This window comes from Paenibacillus sanguinis 2301083 = DSM 16941 (assembly GCF_000374825.1).
Taxonomy (GTDB): domain Bacteria; phylum Bacillota; class Bacilli; order Paenibacillales; family Paenibacillaceae; genus Fontibacillus; species Fontibacillus sanguinis.
Map to the genome: position 1 here is coordinate 170,860 of NZ_KB895382.1, position 19,792 is coordinate 190,651.

General features: G+C 48.7%; 17 protein-coding genes and 2 tRNA genes. 12 read left to right on the top strand and 7 right to left on the bottom strand.

Annotated features, from left to right (window positions below; translation table 11 throughout):
- The first annotated feature begins 136 nt into the window (after positions 1–136).
- Positions 137–490 carry a hypothetical protein gene (locus C557_RS0112980; protein ID WP_018752306.1) on the top strand — a complete coding sequence of 118 codons (354 nt, stop codon included), beginning with the start codon at positions 137–139 and terminating at the stop codon, positions 488–490.
- 62 nt (positions 491–552) lie between these two features.
- On the opposite strand, the gene C557_RS24210 is transcribed toward C557_RS0112980, so the two are convergent.
- The gene (locus C557_RS24210) at positions 553–2,178 is read right to left on the bottom strand and encodes a YhfM domain-containing protein (RefSeq protein WP_018752307.1); all 1,626 of its coding nucleotides are present in this window, start codon (positions 2,176–2,178) and stop codon (positions 553–555) included.
- Positions 2,179–2,375: 197 nt separating this feature from the next.
- On the opposite strand from C557_RS24210, the gene C557_RS0112990 reads away from it, so the two are divergent.
- Positions 2,376–2,449, top strand: a tRNA-Arg gene (locus C557_RS0112990).
- 208 nt (positions 2,450–2,657) lie between these two features.
- Here C557_RS0112990 and C557_RS24985 read toward each other — a convergent pair.
- Both C557_RS24985 and C557_RS0112995 read right to left on the bottom strand, forming a co-directional pair.
- A complete protein-coding gene (locus C557_RS24985; RefSeq protein WP_154656229.1) occupies positions 2,658–2,912 on the bottom strand; it encodes a hypothetical protein in 255 nt (84 codons plus the stop codon).
- A 137-nt stretch (positions 2,913–3,049) separates the two neighbouring features.
- Positions 3,050–3,120, bottom strand: a tRNA-Gly gene (locus tag C557_RS0112995).
- 254 nt (positions 3,121–3,374) lie between these two features.
- Here C557_RS0112995 and C557_RS0113000 point away from each other — a divergent pair.
- The 5 genes from C557_RS0113000 to C557_RS0113020 all read left to right on the top strand — a co-directional run bounded on the left by C557_RS0113000 (position 3,375) and on the right by C557_RS0113020 (position 10,211).
- Positions 3,375–4,433 (top strand): LacI family DNA-binding transcriptional regulator, encoded by a 1,059-nt coding sequence (locus tag C557_RS0113000; RefSeq protein WP_018752308.1) that lies wholly within the window; start codon positions 3,375–3,377, stop codon positions 4,431–4,433.
- Positions 4,434–4,576: 143 nt separating this feature from the next.
- The gene (locus C557_RS0113005; RefSeq protein WP_018752309.1) at positions 4,577–5,875 is read left to right on the top strand and encodes an ABC transporter substrate-binding protein; all 1,299 of its coding nucleotides are present in this window, start codon (positions 4,577–4,579) and stop codon (positions 5,873–5,875) included.
- Positions 5,876–5,941: 66 nt separating this feature from the next.
- Complete coding sequence (locus C557_RS0113010; protein WP_018752310.1) at positions 5,942–6,898, top strand: carbohydrate ABC transporter permease; 957 nt, start codon at positions 5,942–5,944, stop codon at positions 6,896–6,898.
- Complete coding sequence (locus tag C557_RS0113015) at positions 6,895–7,737, top strand: carbohydrate ABC transporter permease (protein WP_018752311.1); 843 nt, start codon at positions 6,895–6,897, stop codon at positions 7,735–7,737. Before C557_RS0113010 ends, C557_RS0113015 begins: the two co-directional genes overlap by 4 nt.
- Before the next feature lie 32 nt (positions 7,738–7,769).
- Positions 7,770–10,211 carry a hypothetical protein gene (locus tag C557_RS0113020; RefSeq protein ID WP_018752312.1) on the top strand — a complete coding sequence of 814 codons (2,442 nt, stop codon included), beginning with the start codon at positions 7,770–7,772 and terminating at the stop codon, positions 10,209–10,211.
- 94 nt (positions 10,212–10,305) lie between these two features.
- On the opposite strand, the gene C557_RS0113025 is transcribed toward C557_RS0113020, so the two are convergent.
- The 4 genes from C557_RS0113025 to C557_RS0113040 all read right to left on the bottom strand — a co-directional run bounded on the left by C557_RS0113025 (position 10,306) and on the right by C557_RS0113040 (position 13,383).
- Positions 10,306–11,049 (bottom strand): ABC transporter permease, encoded by a 744-nt coding sequence (locus tag C557_RS0113025; RefSeq protein ID WP_018752313.1) that lies wholly within the window; start codon positions 11,047–11,049, stop codon positions 10,306–10,308.
- Positions 11,036–11,767 carry an ABC transporter ATP-binding protein gene (locus C557_RS0113030; RefSeq protein ID WP_018752314.1) on the bottom strand — a complete coding sequence of 244 codons (732 nt, stop codon included), beginning with the start codon at positions 11,765–11,767 and terminating at the stop codon, positions 11,036–11,038. Before C557_RS0113030 ends, C557_RS0113025 begins: the two co-directional genes overlap by 14 nt.
- Before the next feature lie 59 nt (positions 11,768–11,826).
- Positions 11,827–12,588, bottom strand: a complete 762-nt coding sequence (locus C557_RS0113035; protein ID WP_018752315.1) for a MerR family transcriptional regulator — start codon at positions 12,586–12,588, stop codon at positions 11,827–11,829.
- A 213-nt stretch (positions 12,589–12,801) separates the two neighbouring features.
- A complete protein-coding gene (locus C557_RS0113040; RefSeq protein ID WP_018752316.1) occupies positions 12,802–13,383 on the bottom strand; it encodes a thioredoxin family protein in 582 nt (193 codons plus the stop codon).
- 548 nt (positions 13,384–13,931) lie between these two features.
- Here C557_RS0113040 and C557_RS0113045 point away from each other — a divergent pair.
- The 5 genes from C557_RS0113045 (at position 13,932) to C557_RS0113065 (ending at position 19,624) form a co-directional block, all read left to right on the top strand.
- Complete coding sequence (locus C557_RS0113045; protein ID WP_018752317.1) at positions 13,932–14,921, top strand: ABC transporter ATP-binding protein; 990 nt, start codon at positions 13,932–13,934, stop codon at positions 14,919–14,921.
- Positions 14,918–15,919, top strand: a complete 1,002-nt coding sequence (locus C557_RS0113050) for an ABC transporter ATP-binding protein (RefSeq protein ID WP_018752318.1) — start codon at positions 14,918–14,920, stop codon at positions 15,917–15,919. The genes C557_RS0113045 and C557_RS0113050 overlap by 4 nt, the downstream gene beginning before the upstream one ends.
- Before the next feature lie 99 nt (positions 15,920–16,018).
- On the top strand, positions 16,019–17,671 hold the full coding sequence (locus C557_RS0113055) for an ABC transporter substrate-binding protein (RefSeq protein ID WP_026263463.1): 1,653 nt from the start codon (positions 16,019–16,021) through the stop codon (positions 17,669–17,671).
- 39 nt (positions 17,672–17,710) lie between these two features.
- On the top strand, positions 17,711–18,715 hold the full coding sequence (locus C557_RS0113060) for an ABC transporter permease (protein ID WP_018752320.1): 1,005 nt from the start codon (positions 17,711–17,713) through the stop codon (positions 18,713–18,715).
- A gap of 12 nt (positions 18,716–18,727) precedes the next feature.
- Positions 18,728–19,624: an ABC transporter permease gene (locus C557_RS0113065; protein WP_018752321.1), complete on the top strand. Its 897-nt coding sequence runs from the start codon at positions 18,728–18,730 to the stop codon at positions 19,622–19,624.
- The last annotated feature ends 168 nt before the right edge of the window (positions 19,625–19,792 follow it).

Below are 19,792 nucleotides of genomic sequence, written 5' to 3' on the forward strand. Positions count from 1 at the left end.
GTCTTCTCCAATTATCCATATCCAGATGAAAAGTAATAACAAAATATGCCTAGAGTAAGCATAAAATGTCTGTCCTGCATGGAAAACTATGCAGAATTGCGATGAGCAGGAGGATATAAAGAGGAGGCGTGAGCCAATGTACTATATAAAAGAGGCTATTTTCAGACATGTGACTAACCTGGATGGACAGCCCTGTGCCATGGTGCAGGTACTGCCGGGGGAAGCGGGCGGGCCGCAGTTGTATGTCTATCTTGCCCGATCAGAGTCTGCGGATGACGGCTATGAAATTATTCGGATGATTCGCAGTTACGCCGATGAGGAAATCGACTGGTTCAATAATGATATGCATCAAGCAACAGCGATTGTTAGCGAAGAGGAATTCGGGGATCAGGGGTGGCCTTCTCCCGAGCGGCAGCGCAAGGAATTCAAGGCAAGGCTTCTAGCCTATCCAGAGATTGCAGATCGCCTGAGAAAAGAGCTGCACGTATAAAGCTGAGATCACCGTAATTGGGAAAAAATACTTCTACGCCAAATAAGCCGCCCAAAGGCGACTTATTTGGCGTGGAAACGAATCTCACCGTCGGCAACAACCACGGCTTCCTTCGACTGTACCACGTTATTCCCGGAGGCCGCTTCCGGGGTGGCTCCAAGGGGCATGGCGGTGAGGGTATCCCCGGCTTGCTTCGAGCTCACGTTGTAGAGATAGTAAGCTTCATCTCGAATCCTTGATTCCGGGGTTACGTCTGGTCTTCCTTGAATTGTATATGATTTAATGACGGCTACATCTTCATCCATCCATCCAGCAATCTCCAAGGCGGCATTTTCCCGATCCGGGGCCGTCAGGGTTCCCAGGGATTGTCCGTTCTGATCATAGAAATGAAGCTCGCGGGGGGCGATGCACAAGTAATCGATATCGATGTCTAGTATTCGTTCCTGACTGGCTTCGGATTGCTCCATCCAGGCGATGGTGCCGGCAGGGTTCCACTTGATCTTTTGGGAGGGGACGTAATCTTCTTCCGGCAGCGCTATGGAACGAAGTCTTCTTCCTCCGCTGGTGTAAAAGGTCAGCTTCCCGCTTTCGTCGTCGTGCACGAACCGTTTGAAGCTCGGCGACAAGAACAGGGATGGCGCGCCGGTTGTCGAGTGAGGAATGACACGGTATTTTAACAGGTGAACTACATCGTCTCCCGTCTTCAGGTCAAACAACCAGACATTTCCCAAATAGCTCTGCATAAACAATTTTTGCTCGTCAGCGTTCCAATTGAACTGGTAAATATAGTCGTAATCCTCGGTTAGCGGCCAGAAGTTCTCCCGCAGCCGCTTGATTTCCCCTGTGCGTGTGTCGTATGCGGAGAGGTGATATTGCCCGGCAGTCTCCGTCAATTTGGGTTCCAGGAATACCAGTTGGTGCTCGCCCAGTGGAAACAGCAGCATATAACTGTTTATAAACGCGTTGTTCCAGATGTTGTTGGAATCGGTGAGCTTCTCGCTCCACACAACCTCTGCCCGTTCCGTAGAGGGATTTAGAGCAACGATAGCATTAATGAAGTTATGCTCTCCGTAAGATAACTGTGTGCTGACATAGGTGTTGCCTTGCAGCTTCAAGGAAGGACCACCTGACAGACTGTATTGATCCTTTCTCAAGCCTTCGGGCACGGCAAGCAGCTCTCCGTCGGAACCTTGCTCTGTCCGGAAGGTTAATTGCGTTATTTCAGGCTTTGCAAACATAACCTGCTTCAACTGCTCGGTAAGCTGCCTTGAAACGGTGTAGCCTGTCCGGGTATCCTGCATATCCATCAGCATGGCCTGCTCGCTGTTATCCCTGAGCCACAAAGTATAGGTGTATTTCTGGCCATCTGTATCTTCGATATGAAGACGATAATCCTGTTCTCCTATATTCAAGATGCCGGTGATCCGTTCGGCAGTATGGATGGCCTGCATAAATACTCCAATCTCATCCTGATCGGTATAGGGCGTATGAGATTCGCTCCCTAAAGACTCAACCGTAAGCGATTTTGCCACAATTAGCGGCTTGGTATTCTCGTCGATGTTGGTTTCCCGGGTTACAGGGCCTGGAGCAGACGGCTCGTTAGCCTGATCAACAGAGCAGCCAGCCAGCGCGGTCGAAAGGGCAATAGCAACGGTAAACACACTCACATTCCATTTTTTCATTTTCATGATTAGGTACGCCCCTTTTTTATAGATGTTATGACGTATAAGAAAAGGATAAAGTTGCTAATACGGATTCGTCCAGATACATGGATCGAGCAATGCAGGTTCCATTCAGCATTGAGCTTGCTGGGATCAAGATATTCTTGAATGGTGCTTGATAAAATGGAGCTTTGCGGTATAATATTACTGTTGTCTCAAAACGTGTCCCAGTAGCTCAGCTGGATAGAGCAACGGCCTTCTAAGCCGTCGGTCGGGGGTTCGAATCCCTCCTGGGACGTATAAAAAGAACCGATTCAATATGAATCGGTTCTTTTGGCGTCCTACCGGGATGAGAACCCCTAAGGGGTTCGTCGTAGCGAGCCAGTCGATGCCATGGCAGACTGGTGAACGGAGTCTCGCGCCGGAGCGCGAGTACCCCTCCTGGGACGTAAATGATAAAGGCTCCTTTTAAGGAGCCTTTTGCTGTCCCACCGGGATGAGAACCCCTAAAGGGGTTCGTCGTAGCGAGCCAGTCGATGCCATGGCAGACTGGTGAACGGAGTCTCGCGCCGGAGCGCGAGTATCCCTCCTGGGACGTAAATGATAAAGGCTCCTTTAAAGGAGCCTTTTGCTGTCCCAACGGGATGAGAACCCCAAAGGGGTTCGTCGTAGTGAGCCAGTCGATGCCACGGCATACTGGTGAATGGAGTCTCGCGCCGGAGCGCGAGTACCCCTCCTGGGACGTATAACAACAGGTTCATTTGAGACGTACTGCAAATTTAATTAACACGACAAAAACACACCTCCTAAAAGCTTGTTGGCAATTAGTTAGTGTGTTTGATTTTAAAGTCAGGTTTCAACATAGACACAAAATATAAAAGGCAAAAAAACCTTGGAAAGCGGGTGAAGGGAATCGAACCCTCGCCTCAAGCTTGGGAAGCTGGCATTCTACCATTGAACTACACCCGCAAAAGCTAAGCAAGAGATATTATAACTCCAAGTGAACGGAAGTTCAAGCGGTTGCCCAAAATCGGTTGCCCAAAATCGGTTGTCCAAAATTATGTGTTTCCCAAAAATACGACGGCGCATCCGATTTTTATAAGAAAACGCTTGCAGTCATTTTGGAAGTGTGATATAAAAAAAGAGAAATCTAAACGATTAGATTTTAATTTGACTTTGATTTATCAGGTTTCTAGTCAAGACATGGAAGGAGAGGGGCAAGCATGAGCAAGAGCCATCCAAGCATCAAAGATATTGCAGCCAAAGCGAATGTGTCTACGGCTACCGTCTCCTACGTGCTGAACGGAACACGCAATGTTCGTCCGAAGACCCGTGAACGGGTGTTGGCTGCTATAGCCGAGATGAACTACAAGCCCAACAATATTGCCAAAAGCCTCAAGCGCAGGCGTACCGATACCATTGGAGTTATCGCCGAGGATGTCACTGTATTCAACACGCCGGAGATTATCGACGGCATCAATGACTACGGAGATCGTCATGATCTGTACATTCTGCTGACTAACCTCCGGCTGGACAAGCGAATCGGCCGTAATTTCAGCCAGGTGGACAGCTATCGGGGTTATGCAGAGAATGCGGTATCAGAGCTGCTTAGCAAGCAGGTCGATGGAATCATTTACATCGGTGTTCATCCCCGCGATTTAACGGGACTGATTGATCCGGAGGGGAAACCGATCGTCTACACCTATGCCTATACGCAAGAGGATATCTCGATTCAATATGATGACGAGCAGGCCTCCTATGAAGCTATGTCCCATTTTGTTCAGCAAGGTCATCAGAGAATCGCTGTCATCAGCGGATTGATGGATTCCACCCCTTCTCGGCTGCGGTTGAATGGATACTATCGTGCTGTGACCGAGTTTGAGCTTCCGTTCGACCCGTCCTTAATCAAAATGGGTGATTGGGAGAAGGCGTCCGGCTACCGGCTTGCCAAGGAACTTCTGGTTATGGAGACGCCGCCTACCGCGATTTTGGCGATGAATGACGTGATGGCAGTTGGCGTGCTCGAAGCTGCAAAGGAATTAGGCGTTGACATCCCTGGAGATGTTTCGCTGATTGGCTTCGATAACCGTGAATTCAGCAACTATCTGACTCCGAAAATTACGACAATGGACCTTCCGCTCCATGAAATGGGCTACCTGGCGATGCAAACGCTGCATGAGCGTATGCAGGGGAAGGGCTCGGAACGTCCGCCAATGCCGGTATGCCGGTTAACTGAACGCGAGTCTGTAGCGCCTCCGCGTCAGCACAAAGAGATGGGGTAACACCTGAAGTCTCTTTTTGAGCAATAATTTAAACGTTTAGATTTTGATAATGGTGATTCCTTTCCGGGAGTAACCCCAAATCATCATGGTTCACCCGGCAAGCTCACATATAGCACTAACCATACCTTAAAGGAGGGTTCGTATTGAAACAGAGTAAGAAATGGGTGGTTTTTACTTTGATCTCCGTGTTGTGCATCGGATTGTTGAGCGCTTGTGGCAGTAAAAATGAAAGCGGTATCAAAAGTGGCGGAGATGGAGGCACAGCTTCCGACAAGCCGGAGGAAGTAACGCTGCGCTTCATGACCTGGGATTCGGGACAGACACTTCAGCCGTATCAGAACGCGATCAATGCGTTTATGGACAAGCATCCTGCAATTAAAGTTAAAGTGGAGTCTGTGCCGGACAATTACGATCAGAAGCTGCTTACCTCTCTGGCATCCGAGACGGCCCCTGACGTATTTATGGCGTGGAATTATCCGCTGTATGTTCCGGGTGGTGCTTTGGAGGATATGCAAACCTGGGTAGACAAGGATAGCTATGAACTGAACAAGTATTACCCCATTATTATGGACTATATGAAATATGATGGGAAGCTGTGGGGCTTGCCAACAACGTACTCTACCCGCGCTATTTATTACAACAAGAAGCTGTTTGACGAGGCGGGGGTGCCGTACCCGCAGGATGGATGGACCTGGGACCAATTTATCGAGACTGTACAGAAGCTTACCAAGCCGGGGCAATACGGGTTTATTATGACACCCGATGATGTGATGACGATGCAGCCGTATTTCTGGAGTAATGGCGGAGATATGGTCAGCGACGACGGTCAAACCATTCAAGGTGTATTGAACAGCGCCGAAAACATTGAAACCATGACATTCCTAAAGCAATTATACGATGCATCCTCCAAGATTAATTCGGCTGGCAAGTTCAGCACCAACAATGGCCTGGAATCGTTCCAGACCGGGCAAATCGCTATGTTTGATAACGGGATGTGGCCACTCGGCGACATGTTGAAAGAGGGCAAGCTTGATATCGGCACTGTTACTCATCCCCTTCCGGAGGGCGGAAGTCTGAAAGGGATTATCCATACATCCGGCTACTCTATGCCGAAATCCGGCAAGAACAAGGAAGCAGCCTGGGAGCTGATCAAGTTCATGTCCGGGGAGGAAGGGATCAAGATCATTACAGCGGACAAATTCGCCTTCTCACCCGTGATTTCCGTAGATGAGGAGAGCGGGTATGCCGCCGATCCTTATCTGAAGGCCTTTGCCAAGGAGTTGGAAGGAACGGACAAACTGGTCGCCAGCATGCGGCATGAAAGATGGAGTGAAGCCGAGGATTTGATTCGTGCGGCGGTACAAGCGATTTTCTATAGTAATGCCGATATCCAGAAGACATTGGATGAGGTATCCGAACAGGCGCAGGCCGTCTTAAAGTAATAAATGAGGACGAGGGGGCACCTGGCAAGGGCTCCCCATTCTTCATACGACGAGGTGATGGGAGAAATGTTAGCTGAGGCAAAATTGGCAACGACCAACCCGGACTTGGCTGGGCAACGTCGTTCACAGAGAAGGAAGCGGCGGCGTGAGAACTTGGCGGGACTGTTTTTTATTTCCCCCTGGCTGATTGGCTTTATGCTGCTCATGTTTTTTCCACTGGTCTTCTCCCTGGTGATCAGCTTTACACAGTGGAACATGACGGGAAATCCGCAATTCATCGGCATTGAAAATTATATTCATATGTTTACGAGTGACCCGTTCTATTTCAAGGCGATGGGCGTTACGTTCAAATATGTTTTCCTGATGGTTCCACTGCAAGTGGTGTTCGCTATTGTCATTGCCGTATTGCTGAACCGGGCTACTTATGGCATCAAATTTTTCAGAGCCGTCTTTTATTTGCCGTCCTTGATTCAGGGCGTGACCTTGGCTTTGATCTTCAGTTGGATGTTAAATGACGATTTTGGCCCGGTCAACTATATGCTCGAATTGGCTGGGTTGCCACGTGTACATTGGCTGACTGACCCGAACGTAGCATTGTATGCGCTGGTGTTCATTGCCCTTTGGGGCGTTGGCTCGCCGATGGTGCTGTACTTGTCGGCGTTGCGCTCGGTTTCCTCCGAGTACTATGAGGCTGCCGATATCGATGGAGCGGGACCCGTGCGCAAGTTTTTCAATATTACGCTGCCGCTGATCACACCGACTATTTTGTTCAATATATTGACCAGTCTGATTTCGGCTTTCCAGACCATCGTGCTGGCCTTCGTTCTGACGGGCGGCGGACCAGCCAACTCGACCTATTTCTATTCATTGCATGTCTATCGCAATGCATTTACTCATTTTAAGATGGGTTATGCCTCCGCGATGGCATGGGTTATGTTCATACTGGTGGTTCTACTGACCGGGCTTATTCTGAAGTCATCTAAATACTGGGTTTACTATGAAGCGGACGGAGGTGGTCGATGATGCAGACGTCCATAGGGAAAAAGCGGATGCAAACGGTGCTGTTTCAAATTCTGATCTGGCTGACAGCGGCGGCCTTTCTGTTCCCGATTGCCTGGATGTTGTCTACGGCGCTTAAGCTGCCGGAGGACATTTTTACGGCAAAACCGCAGCTTCTGCCGGAATCGTTCCAATGGAGTAACTTCATCAATGCGTGGAATGCCCAGCCGTTTGGCCGGTTTCTTCTCAATACACTTATTGTGGTAGGCGTGTCTACACCGTTTGCCATGCTGTCGGCCACGATGGTTGCCTTCGGGTTCGCACGGATTAACTTCTGGGGCAGGAACTCCTTGTTTTTGCTGGTCATCGGAACCATGGTCATCCCCTGGGATGTGACGGCGATCCCCCTTTATATCGAATACAATAAGCTGGGGTTGATTAATACGCTGTGGCCGATGATTTTGCCGGGTGCCTTTGGCTCCGCCTTCTTCATCTTCCTGGCAAGGCAATTTATTATGGGCATCCCCAAGGATTTGGATGAGGCAGCGGAGATTGATGGATGCAACCGATGGCAGATCTATCAAAGTATTATTTTACCTTTGTGTCGGCCGATTGTGGTAGTGATAGGTGTATTTCATTTTGTGTGGTGCTGGAATGAGTTTTTGACTCCGCTGATCTTTATTAATGACCAGAGCATGTACACCTTGCCACTCGGCATTAACTTGTTCAAGAATGCCTTCAATATTGAATATGAAAAGCTGATGGCCATCTCCTGCCTGTCGGTGCTCTTCCCGGCCACGCTGTTCTATTTTACACAAAACTTGATTCTGGGCGGCATTTCCCTGAGTGGAGTTAAAAAGTAAATGAGCTGACTGACGGAGGATGGAGGAGTCTGATGAACATACTGGAAAATGCAACATTCGCATTGGAATTTACTTCTCGCGGCGCGGTGAAGGGGTTTCGCTTCAAGGAGGACCCCAGCGCCATGAACTGGGTCGTGGATCCGGAATATTTACGCGAAGCCGGGTATTTGGATACGCTTGACAAGCTATTCGGGGAATGGAGCGCTGTGGTCGATGGTAAGACCATTGATAGCTGCGACTATACTCCAACCAGGATTCAGGCCAGCGGGGATGGTCTGATGGTTAGCTTTCAGGCGGAAATGCTGGAGGTTGACTTGGTTTATACCTTAGAAGGGGAGCGACTGCGCTGGAGCATCGCCTGCCGCAACGCATGGGATGCACCGGTCAGTCTGGACGGTCTGCATATATGGTTCTCGTTAGCCTATATCATGTTCCGCGACGAGAATGTACTGCGTAATATGCGAGAGTCTTGTGCGCTATTTGCCCATATTGGCGGGGACTTTGCCAAATTTGCCGCTATCCGTCGAAGTCATGAAGCTCCGCATTTGGCTGTTTACGGACAAGAAGGGATTACGGCGGCGTTTGGCTCCTTCTGCCGTTACGAGAACCGATTCCTGGAGCAGGTGTCTCCTTCGCTGGACGGGATCGTTTTTCACCGCCTGGGATTAGTGGAGAACGGAGCTTCTATGCCGGAATTGGCGGCTACAGACTGGATTTACGGGGATAATTTCTGTTCGGTGAAGCTAGAGGCTGGTCAGCAGTTGCGCTGGGAATATGTGTTTACTGCCTGTCAGGGAAGAGAGGACTTCTACCGCAAGGCGCTGGAGCATGGACATCCTCACTGGTCATATACGCCGGTGCTGACTGAAGGCGGGCCATTTGAAGCGGAATTGTCACTGGCAACAGGGCAAGAGATCGAATCCCTTCGTCTAGTCACGGTTGATACGCATTCTGATGGAGAACGACGTCTGGTCGTGGAAGACGTAACAGGACTTGCAACTATGGATCAGCAGTCCACAGGACAATATCAGCTCCATTACTGGGCGCATGACCCGGGGGAACGCAGGCTGGAATTAGTCCTGGAGGATGGACGTAAAGATATTCTGGTCTGGAACGTGCTGGAGCCGATTGACCGAATCCTGGAGAAGCGGGCAGGGTGGTTGTGCCAACACAGCTATGACGAGACCGGGCAGGCTGGAAGGCCCCACGCCTTTTTACCCCTGTCCAATCAAGGGGAGTCACTGGGCAAGCTGGGCTTCCTGCTGATGAAGAACAAGCTGGCGGCACCGATGGCGGAGCAGGTGCAAAAGGTAGAGGCTTCTGCGGTGCTGGACATGAAAAATCACTGGTTCGAGGCCGGTGACTTCTCGAAACCTCGAGCGTTATATGGATCGTTTTACCGGATTTTCGATCTGGATTATATCGCGCATGTCTTCTATTTGCTCTCGGAAATGGACGGTGCGCTCTTGAAGCTGAATTCACCGCAGACGTATTTGCAGTGGGCCGCTGAGGTGATGAGCGTCCGGCTTGATCCGGCTTGCCATGCCGGGCAACGGGAAAAGGATGAAACCGGGCTGAGTGGAGTGTTTATCCTTTACATCGATGACTTGTTGGCAGCTTTGGCTGCGTCGGGTCTGGAGCCGTGGTATAACAAGCTGAAAGGCCTTTGGGAGAGATTCGGCGAGCGATTGAGTCGTGACACACGCCAGTTCGCCGGGGCAGTAACCGAGCATTTCTACGATAACGCCGGGTTTGGGCCCACCTGCGAAACGCTGTTGCATCTTGGCATGAGCGAGGAAGCCGAGCAATACGGCCAACTGATTCTGGCCAACATTGGCTTCAGCAACGATTACCGGGCACAGAATCCGGATCGATGGTGGGAAGCGTTGTCCTATATGATCCATTCATTGTGGGGAGGATTGGTGGCGGCTTCGTCGCGGGTGGCTTACGAGTACCTGGGCAATCCCGAATATCTTGAAGCCTCTTACCGGGCTACGATGGCAGTATTCAACGGCTATGATTGGAACGTCAGGTCTACTCCCAGATGCTTGCAGCCGGGAGAGGCGGCTTCAACCTTTAGTGTAGCGGCTCCTAATCTGAATATGCCGGTGTTGTCCCGGAACCGCTTCGGTCAGTCGGTGTTCCAGAATGCGGATGATCCACTTTTTGCCGCTCTGTTCTCCAGTGTAACCGGAGATGACTGGGACATGGGCGAGGAACTGGTGGCTTACCTGCTCGGATTTGGAACGACAGCTTATGTGTACCGGGAGGCCTCCGGGAAGCTGCGATGTGTTAACGGGTATTTAACGGAGGAGCATGGGGGCGTTTGCATCACAAGCTATGCTGCATATCCGCAACGAATAGTCATGCTGGAAGAAGGACTTTCCCTGCAAGCCAAGCCCGGAAAGCAGCTACGAAGGGCCTGGCTCGTTGAGGGCGAGCTTCGGGAGATAGATGTGAAGACGAATGCATAGACGAATGCACAACATGCCCTAGTCGAGCCGGATTTCAGTGAAGAGTGGCGTAGCGTAAAAGCTACGCCATTGCTATCAAATAAATGGTGGAAGTTTATTCCCACTTAAAAAAGCGGAGAGAAGCAGTAGTGCATATTAAGGCAATTGCAATCATCACAACCACGGGAACTAATACACTATCTATTGGCAGACCAAGCGAAGCAGCTTTGAGAAGTTTTATCCCTTGTGTCAATGGCAATAGATCCGCGATTTTTTGCAGTGCAACGGGCATCATTTCGTAAGGCAGAGTAGCTCCCGAAAAAATAAGCATCGGAAAATACAGCAGGCTGGCAACGGCACTTGCTATTTTAAGGTTTGGCGCAATTCCTCCTACCAGCAGTCCAATGCTGAATATTGACAGCATAACCAGTAAGTATGCTCCCAAGAATTGAAGCCATGAACCGGATAACTGATAGCCAAAAAATATTGCCCCTGTGGCATAGACAAGGATAAGGGACAGAATCGAATAAAGTGCATAAATGACCACTTGTACCGTCAAGATAAGAGCAGGGCTGGCAGGTGTGACCTTGAACCGCTTTAATATTTTTCTGCTTCGATAGTCAGATATAACCAAGGGAAGCCCCATCACACCTCCGGCACAGATGGCAATGGTTGATACCGCACCGAAAGATTGTTCCAAAAAAGTATATTCTGCACCGTCGAAAGCAGGCTTGCTTCCAAACACCGCTCCCAAGATAATAACGACAACAACAGGCATACAGATAGCGAAAATGAACATATCCATCCCACGGAGGGATAACCTGATTTCTGTTATTAGCAAGGCTCTAAACGCTTTCATATCCTACCTCCTCTTCTGTGTACCAAAGGTATGCGTCCTCAAATTTTTCATAAGGACTGGTAGCGATTGCTTCTTGTGTTGTCCCATAAAAAATAGGTTCTCCCTTTTTCAAAATCATGATTTTGTCGCAAAGAGCTTCTACCTCGTCCATGAAATGAGAGGTTAATAAAATCGTAATTCCTTTCGCTTTTAATTTGGAAAGACTTTTCCACACCTCCCGTCGAGCTTTAGCATCCAAGCCGGTGGTTAGCTCGTCCAAGAATACGACCTCGGGATTTGGAATGAGTGACAGTACGATAGAAAGGCGCTGCTTCTGACCCCCCGAAAGCTCACTGACCAGGCCTTTCAACTTGTCAGAAAGTCCAAATTGTTTTAGAAGAGTGCCATAATCCAGGGAAGTTTTGTAAAGCGAAGCCGTGACCTCACAAAGTTCAGCTACCTTTATTTTGTCCTGATAGTTCGCTTCTTGAAATTGAACGCCAACTCTCTCAAACAATTTTTTTCGTTCTTTCTGCGGATTCATTCCCAAAATGGATATGGTACCGCTATCTTGCTTTTTTGTTCCCAAAATACATTCAATTGTAGTGCTTTTACCCGCACCATTTGCGCCCAGCAAGCCAAATACTTCTCCACGGCAAACGGAGATATTGATATTCTCCGCTGCTTTGATATGCTCGTAGGCCTTACATAGGTTTTTTACTTCAATCGTTGTTTCCATGCGATTATATCCCTCCCTTTTCTTTGTGTAAAAAAATAACACCAGAATGAAGTCTGGTGTTAAGGTGTAGGGTTTTCCTGAAATTGTTTTTTCATTTTCTCAAGCTGAGAAAGCATAATTTTTGCGTTCTGTTCCGCTTGGTGCAATGATGTTAGCAGCTGATCACACACAGAAATAATATCATTATTTTCCTTTGGGGTGTCAATCACTTGCCGAATGTCTGCTTCGGGATTTCGAGACAGGGTATTCAGCATTCGCAAAATTGCTGAAAGCGAATAATTGGCACAACGCAAGGAGCGTATGATTTTCAACCGTCGAATATCTTCGTCGCCATAAACGCGATAACCATTTTGTTTTCGCTTTATTGCAAGTAATCCGTTCATTTCCCAATTTCTCAAAGCATCTATTGAGATTTGTAAATCATCGGCCGCTTCTTTTCTGGTTAAAAACGTAGTGCCTGCTTCCTGCCGGTCGCCTAATAACAGTTTTTCAGTAATCGTTATGGCTTCTACAGCATTTCTTTGCTCTTTTCTAATCTGTTGCAGATAATATTTCGTCAAGCAAATGGCCTTGCCAAAATTACCAAGTGCGGATGTTTTAATAATAGTAATCGCTTGCTTCCTCAGGCCATTTTGCAGGACTTCAACCTTTAGAGCGAGTCTCGCAAATTTAATCTGCTCCATATGAAAATCTGTAAAGACACGATAACCATTTTCTTTACGCTCCGGTTTGGGAATTAGCTCAAGTTCTTCATAAAGCCGTACGGTATTGGGATGGATTCCAATGCTATTTGCTATTTCGGCTGTCTTGTAAGTGTTCATTTTTCACCGCCAATCTATTACATCATAATATCCAAATATATAAGTCTGGTGTTATAGTGGAGAGTTTTAATTGTACCTTACAAAAATGGAAGGACAAGCATGTGGAAACTATGGTTACCCTATAAAATGAAAACAAGCGTGTCGCCCATGTAGAACGATACGCTTGTTTTTAGACATTTTACTTGTCAGCAGCCCTTAATCCATATAGTTTTTTTATACAAGGTCGCAGGCCTCTGCCGGCATCCAGTGGGCATCCTGGCCTTCCCATTTGACATTGCAGCCAATCGGATTTGTTAAGGAGACGGAAATCGGCTTGCCTGAGACCAGCTCGGACAAGGCCCGCTCAAGATCATTTGTCGTCATCTTGCTAGTCTCGCGAGGATTATCTACCCCGCGGCCGGTATATACCAGTTTGCGTTCGGCATCAAATACATAGAAATGAGGGGTGCGCAGGGCTCCGTAAGCTTTGGCCGCTTCTTGCGACCGATCTCGCAAATAAACCCATGGAAAACGCTGCTCCTCCATTCGTTTAACCATATGCTCAAAAGAATCATCCGGATGCGTGATCTCGCTATTGGCATTGATGCCAACAAACGTGACGCCTTGCTCTTTGAATTTCTCGGCTGTCTGCCTTGTTACTTCATCTGACCCAACGACATAAGGACAATGGTTGCAGGTGAAGAACACGACAAGCACCGGGGATTTGGAAAAACTCTGTAAGGAATAAGTTTGGCCATCCGTAGCCGGCAGCAGAAAGTCTGGCGCAGTTGCTCCAATTTCCAACGTAAAACTCAAACCGATCACCTTCCCTATAAAATTTTGAAGCGCTTACTAGCATTGTACTTCATGCCACCTATTATCTCAATTTTTAATTTTAATCCTGACTTTTTGAACACTTTTTTAAAAGAAGATTGTGAATTTTTTTATTAAGGAGAGAAATAGAAAAAATAGTATTGTCTCTAGCGTAAAAATAATGTAAAGTAACTTAACAAATGAACCAATGCATTCTTCGCGTTAGTATTCCTCACACACAAATTGACCTCAGTTCGATTATTTGTCACTTATTTGAGAGTTAATGTGACACATGACATAGCATCGAACAGCGAAATGATTCAATCCGATCCTTTATCCAAACACAGCAAAGAAGCAATTATACACAAATGTCCATATGGGAGAGACGTTTTAGTTTGCCATATAAAGAGAAGCTTTAGCCACTTATGCTTGCAGATATGATTCCACCTTTTTTTCTTTAATGTATTGCAGCGAAGAAGAATTGGTGCACGCTTGTCCATGTATAGTGGATGTTTTGTCTACTTATTTTTGTGAGGAAAAGAGGCTGTGACATGATTCAACCTATTTTGCAGATTGAGGATTTGCACACCCACTTTTTTACCGATCGGGGCGAAATTCCTGCGGTGGACGGGATTAATTTGTATGTCAATCCCGGGGAAGTGCTCGGTGTGGTGGGCGAATCCGGTTGTGGAAAAAGCGTGACCTCCCTGTCCATACTCAAACTTATTCCCCAGCCGCCCGGTAAAATTACCGGAGGCTCTATCTTGTTCAAAGGACAGGACATCGTTGTGATGAAGGAACGTGAAATGCGCTCCATCAGGGGGAACTCCATTTCCATGATTTTTCAGGAGCCTATGACTTCGTTAAACCCGTTGTTCACCGTGGGTCAGCAAATTGGCGAATCGGTCCGGTTGCATCGTCAGCTCAGCAAAAGGGAAGCGCGGGACCATACCATCGATATGCTGAAAAAGGTTGGCATTGCGCGGCCGGAAGCAATGATTGACGAATATCCGCATCAATTGTCCGGCGGTATGCGGCAGCGGGTCATGATTGCGATGGCGATCTCCTGCAGCCCGGAATTGTTGATTGCCGACGAACCCACCACTGCGCTGGACGTAACCATTCAGGCGCAAATACTTGATTTGATTCGCCGTCTGAACGAAGAGAACGGCACGGCTGTCATGATGATTACCCATGATCTTGGCGTAGTCGCGGAGATGTGCCACCGGGTAGCGGTGATGTATGCAGGGAAAGTGGTGGAGGAAGGCGGCGTGCACGATATTTTCAAAAATCCACTGCACCCTTATACGCAAGGCTTGATTAAATCCGTACCTCGTATGGATGAAGACCGTAGACGTTTGTTTTCTATCCCTGGCAACGTGCCGATTTTGAATACGGAACTGACGGGTTGCCGCTTTGCGGAGCGATGTGAGCATGTTATGCCCGTATGCTTGGAGAAGCTTCCTGAATTGCGGGAATGCGAAACGGCGCACAGCTGTCGGTGCTGGCTTCATGAAACGCCATTGGAGGAAGTCATATGAGCGAACCGTTATTGCAAGTCGAACATCTGAAGAAGTACTACCCGATTGGGGGAGGTTGGTTTGGGAAATCTCCGCAGTTGGTCAAAGCCGTAGATGATATTTCCTTTACCGTACAAAAAGGGGAAACCTTTGGGCTGGTGGGAGAGAGTGGATGCGGCAAATCGACGACAGGCCGCTCTATCCTGCGACTGATTGAGCCCAGCGAGGGAACAGTGATCTTCGACGGGAAGGAGATTACGGCACTTTCCCCGGAAGAACTGAGACGCACGCGCAAGGACATGCAGATCGTGTTCCAGGACCCGTTCTCATCCCTGGACCCGCGCCATACTGTTCAGCGGATATTGGAAGAGCCGCTGATTGTGCACGGAATGAGCAATGCCAAAGAACGTCAGGCGATAATCCAGCGGCTTATTGATGTGGTAGGGCTAACCCAAAGCCATTTGCAACGGTATCCTCACCAGTTCTCGGGAGGACAACGGCAACGGATAGGAATAGCCAGGGCCCTGTCGCTGCAACCGAAGCTGATTGTGGCGGATGAGCCTGTCTCGGCGCTGGATGTGTCCATTCAGTCCCAAGTCATTAACCTGCTTCAGGATTTGCAGGAGGAGTTCGGATTGACCTATATCTTTATCGCTCATGATCTTAGTGTTGTGAAGCATATCTGTGACCGGGTCGCCGTCATGTACCTGGGGCGGATTGTGGAAATTGCCGACAAGCACAAATTGTATGCCAAGCCACAGCATCCATATACTCAGGCTTTGCTATCTGCCGTGCCGGAGCCGGATCCCGATCGCAAGCCGGAGCGCATTATTCTGCAAGGTGAAGTTCCAAGCCCGGCGAACGCGCCCATTGGCTGCGCATTCCACACGCGATGTCCCCAGGCGCTGGACATCTGTCACACGCATCGTCCTGAGTTAGCTGAGACGGACCAGGGACATCTGACAGCCTGCCATTTATTCACGGAGATGCGTGTGGCTGGCAAAGCTCATTTAGCCTGATAACAATAGGAGCATGAACCATGGTTTATAGCTGGGCCTCAGGTCTGGCTGCTTATAAACAACCTAAAAATAATCGTGATTCAGAAGGGAGCCATAATTATGAGAGTACAGAGATGGAGCAGTATCGTTTTAGTTATGATGCTTGGTGCAGCCGTTGCCCTTGCAGGTTGCAGTGGCAGTAACAACAGTGCCGCTGGTACCAACGCGGAGACCAACATGGAAGAGAATACATCATCGACATCCGTTCAGGATACGTTGATTGTTGGGCGAGGCGGGGATTCCGCTTCCCTGGATGCAGCGATCGTCACGGATGGGGAGTCGCTCAAGATTGCGCACCAAGTCTATGACTCCCTGGTGGAATATAAAGAAGGAACCACCGAGGTTCAAGGATCCCTTGCTGAAGATTGGACAGTCTCCGAGGATGGCTTGACGTATACGTTCAACCTGCGCCAAGGTGTAAAGTTCCATGACGGAACCGACTTTAACGCCGATGCGGTGGTGTTCAATTTCACTCGTTGGTCCGACCCGGCCAGTGAATACAAGTTTGAAGGGGACTCTTTCGATTACTATGATTCAATGTTTGGCCCGGATGGCAAACGCGTCATCAAAGAGGTCAAGGCTACGGATGCCAACACGGTAGAAATTACGCTCCATCAGCCGCAAGCGCCATTCCTGCAAAATTTGGCTATGACTTCCTTTGGTATTGCCAGTCCAACGGCAATTCAAGAGAAGAAGGAGAACTTCAAGAATGAGCCTGTAGGAACCGGACCGTTCGTGTTCAAGGAGTGGAAGCGCAACGACTCTATCACTCTTGAGAAGAATGCCGACTACTGGAAGGAGGGGCTTCCCAAGCTGAACAGAGTTATTGTTCGTTCTATTCCGGACAATTCTGCCCGCTTCAATGCTTTGCAAAGCGGAGAGATCGATTTGATGGAAGACTTGAGTCCGGATGATCTGGCCACGCTGGAGGCTAATCCGGAACTGCAGAAGATTGAACGTCCTTCCAACAACGTAGGTTATGTTGGTTTCAACCTGAAGAAAGAACCCTTTAACGATGTGAAGGTCAGAATCGCATTGAGCCATGCCGTAAATAAACAAGCTATTATTGATGCTTTCTTTGCAGGTCAAGCGGAGCCAGCCAAGAATCCTATGCCTCCGTCCCTCTGGGGCTACAACGATAGTATTACCGATTACGAATATGATTTGGACAAAGCCAAGGCTTTGTTAGCAGATGCGGGTTATGCCGACGGGTTGCCAGGCGAGTACACTTTCTACGCAATGCCGGTACCTCGTCCTTATATGCCGGATGGTAAAAAGGTTGCTGAAGTCATCCAGGCTGATTTTGAGAAGATTGGCGTAAAAGTGAACATCGAATCTCCGGAATGGGCGACCTATCTGGATGATGCGCAAGCCGGGGAGAAGGATGACTTGTTCATGCTTGGCTGGACCGGTGACAACGGGGACCCGGACAACTTCTTGTACACGCTGCTGGACAAAGATGCGATTCCGTCCAATAACTACAGCTATTATGCCAATGATGAGCTGCATGAGCTGCTCGTTGCCGCACAGACCGAGACCGAGCAATCCAAGCGGGAAGAGCTTTACAAGCAAGCCCAGGAGATCATTAAGGCGGATGCACCCTGGATTCCACTCGTGCATACAACACCACTGTTGGCTGCTAAGGCCAATCTGAAAGGGTACGTTCCAGCGCCAACAGGCACGGAGTATTACAGCAACATCTATTTTGAATAACAGGCGGTCTCTTTACGCCTCTGGCAGGTGAGCCTCAACTTGAAAGCTTATATTTTAAAACGATTATTCATCATGATCCCAGTGCTGATTGGCATGACAATTATTGTATTCTCCATTATTCATGCGATTCCCGGTGACCCGGCCGAGACGATTTTGGGCCAGAAGGCCACGGAGCAGTCTAAGGAGGCACTCCGTGAGCAACTGGGCTTGAATAACCCGTGGTATCAGCAATACTTCACGTATATGGGGGATTTGCTGAAAGGGGATCTGGGACAATCGATCCGTACAAGAGTGCCCATTGCACAAGAGATTACGCCTTATTTAGCGGCAACCGCAGAACTTACGATTGCAGCGATGGCCTTTGCTATCTTTTTTGGAGTAAATGCAGGCATTATCAGTGCATGGAAACAAAACTCATGGTTTGATTACATCTCTATGCTGATAGCCTTGATTGGCGTATCCATGCCAATATTCTGGTTAGGCCTGATAGAACAGTGGATCTTCTCTCTGAAGCTCCACTGGCTTCCTTCCATTGGCCGGATGAACCAGCGAGATCCGGTGGAGGTCGTGACCAATCTGTATCTTGTTGATAGTTTGATCGCGGGCCGCTGGGATCAATTATGGACGGTCATCCGCCACCTGATCTTACCGAGCATAGCGCTTGGCACCATTCCTATGGCGGTAATCGCCCGCATGACCCGTTCCAGTATGCTTGAGGTCATGAGTTCTGATTTCGTTCGGACTGCCAAAGCGAAGGGGTTATCCCAATTCATCGTCGTCTACAAGCATGCGCTCAAGAATGCATTTATTCCGGTGCTGACGGTGATTGGGTTGCAAACGGGGGCTTTGCTTGGCGGTGCGGTGCTGACAGAAACGATATTCGCTTGGCCTGGTGTCGGAAGATATATTTACGAAGCCATCAGCTCTCGAGATTATCCTGTCATTCAATCCGGAATTTTGATTATTGCTTTCCTGTTCGTATTCATTAATCTGATTGTGGATTTGCTGTATGCAGCAGTGGATCCGCGTATTCGCTACCGGTAAAGGAGGGGAACCATGGCACAGGCTACGACGAGCACAAACAATGTACCCGTAATACAGGTCGAGAAGGTTTCCGGACCTTGGCGCGATGCGTGGAAAGCTTTTCGCAGGAATAAAATTGCTATGGCCGGCATGATCATGATTGTGTTGTTTGTCTTGATCGCTTTGCTGGCTCCGGTTATTGCTCCTTATGACTATAAAGCCCAGCAACTGGCTGACCGGCTGAAGCCACCGTCTTCCGCACATTGGTTTGGCACGGACGATTTGGGTCGAGATTTATTCAGCCGGGTGCTCTATGGGGCACGTATTTCATTGTGGGTGGGTACGTTCTCGGTGGTAGGCTCCATTATTTTGGGGACGCTATTCGGCATTTTAGCGGGCTTCTATGGTAAATGGGTGGATATGATCATCTCCCGAATGTTTGATATTTTGTTGGCTTTCCCAAGCATCTTGCTGGCGATTGCCATTGTTGCCATTTTAGGACCCTCCTTGCAAAATGCCTTGTTAGCTATCGCCATTGTCAACATTCCGACCTATGGTCGACTGGTGAGGGCCAAGGTGCTTGGCTTGAAGAACGAGGAGTATATTACGGCAGCGCGCTCCATCGGTATGAAGGATAGTGGCATTCTACTCTGGCATATATTGCCGAATAGCCTAACGCCAATTATTGTGCAAGGGACGCTGGGGATTGCTACGGCAATTATTGAAGCGGCCGCATTGGGATTTCTGGGACTGGGTGCGCAGCCGCCTGCCCCTGAATGGGGCAAGATGCTGTCGGATTCGCGGCAATTTATCGCTACGGCTCCGTGGACAGTTGTCTTTCCAGGGGTATCGATTATGCTGACTGTACTGGCTTTTAATCTGATGGGGGATGGCTTGCGCGACGCACTGGACCCTCGAATGAAGAACTAGTAGATTTGTTCTCGCAAAAGACTGCCGGGGGTGATTGGCCCATGGCAGTCTTTTTGGTATTTTTGCAGAAGAATAGCCTGGTTTATGTGAAATGTCAGTTAATATGACACGGATTTATTTTTCAGTTATAATCAATACATAATAGAGCCATCCAACAGGATGGGAGGA

What these genes read in the sequence shown, in the direction of transcription:
- C557_RS0112980 (WP_018752306.1), top strand. Translation starts at nt 137, where the DNA reads ATGTACTATATAAAAGAGGCTATTTTCAGACATGTGACTAACCTGGAT.
- C557_RS24210 (WP_018752307.1), bottom strand. Translation starts at nt 2,178, where the DNA reads ATGAAAATGAAAAAATGGAATGTGAGTGTGTTTACCGTTGCTATTGCC.
- C557_RS24985 (WP_154656229.1), bottom strand. Translation starts at nt 2,912, where the DNA reads ATGAACCTGTTGTTATACGTCCCAGGAGGGGTACTCGCGCTCCGGCGC.
- C557_RS0113000 (WP_018752308.1), top strand. Translation starts at nt 3,375, where the DNA reads ATGAGCAAGAGCCATCCAAGCATCAAAGATATTGCAGCCAAAGCGAAT.
- C557_RS0113010 (WP_018752310.1), top strand. Translation starts at nt 5,942, where the DNA reads ATGTTAGCTGAGGCAAAATTGGCAACGACCAACCCGGACTTGGCTGGG.
- C557_RS0113015 (WP_018752311.1), top strand. Translation starts at nt 6,895, where the DNA reads ATGATGCAGACGTCCATAGGGAAAAAGCGGATGCAAACGGTGCTGTTT.
- C557_RS0113020 (WP_018752312.1), top strand. Translation starts at nt 7,770, where the DNA reads ATGAACATACTGGAAAATGCAACATTCGCATTGGAATTTACTTCTCGC.
- C557_RS0113025 (WP_018752313.1), bottom strand. Translation starts at nt 11,049, where the DNA reads ATGAAAGCGTTTAGAGCCTTGCTAATAACAGAAATCAGGTTATCCCTC.
- C557_RS0113030 (WP_018752314.1), bottom strand. Translation starts at nt 11,767, where the DNA reads ATGGAAACAACGATTGAAGTAAAAAACCTATGTAAGGCCTACGAGCAT.
- C557_RS0113035 (WP_018752315.1), bottom strand. Translation starts at nt 12,588, where the DNA reads ATGAACACTTACAAGACAGCCGAAATAGCAAATAGCATTGGAATCCAT.
- C557_RS0113045 (WP_018752317.1), top strand. Translation starts at nt 13,932, where the DNA reads ATGATTCAACCTATTTTGCAGATTGAGGATTTGCACACCCACTTTTTT.
- C557_RS0113050 (WP_018752318.1), top strand. Translation starts at nt 14,918, where the DNA reads ATGAGCGAACCGTTATTGCAAGTCGAACATCTGAAGAAGTACTACCCG.
- C557_RS0113055 (WP_026263463.1), top strand. Translation starts at nt 16,019, where the DNA reads ATGAGAGTACAGAGATGGAGCAGTATCGTTTTAGTTATGATGCTTGGT.
- C557_RS0113065 (WP_018752321.1), top strand. Translation starts at nt 18,728, where the DNA reads ATGGCACAGGCTACGACGAGCACAAACAATGTACCCGTAATACAGGTC.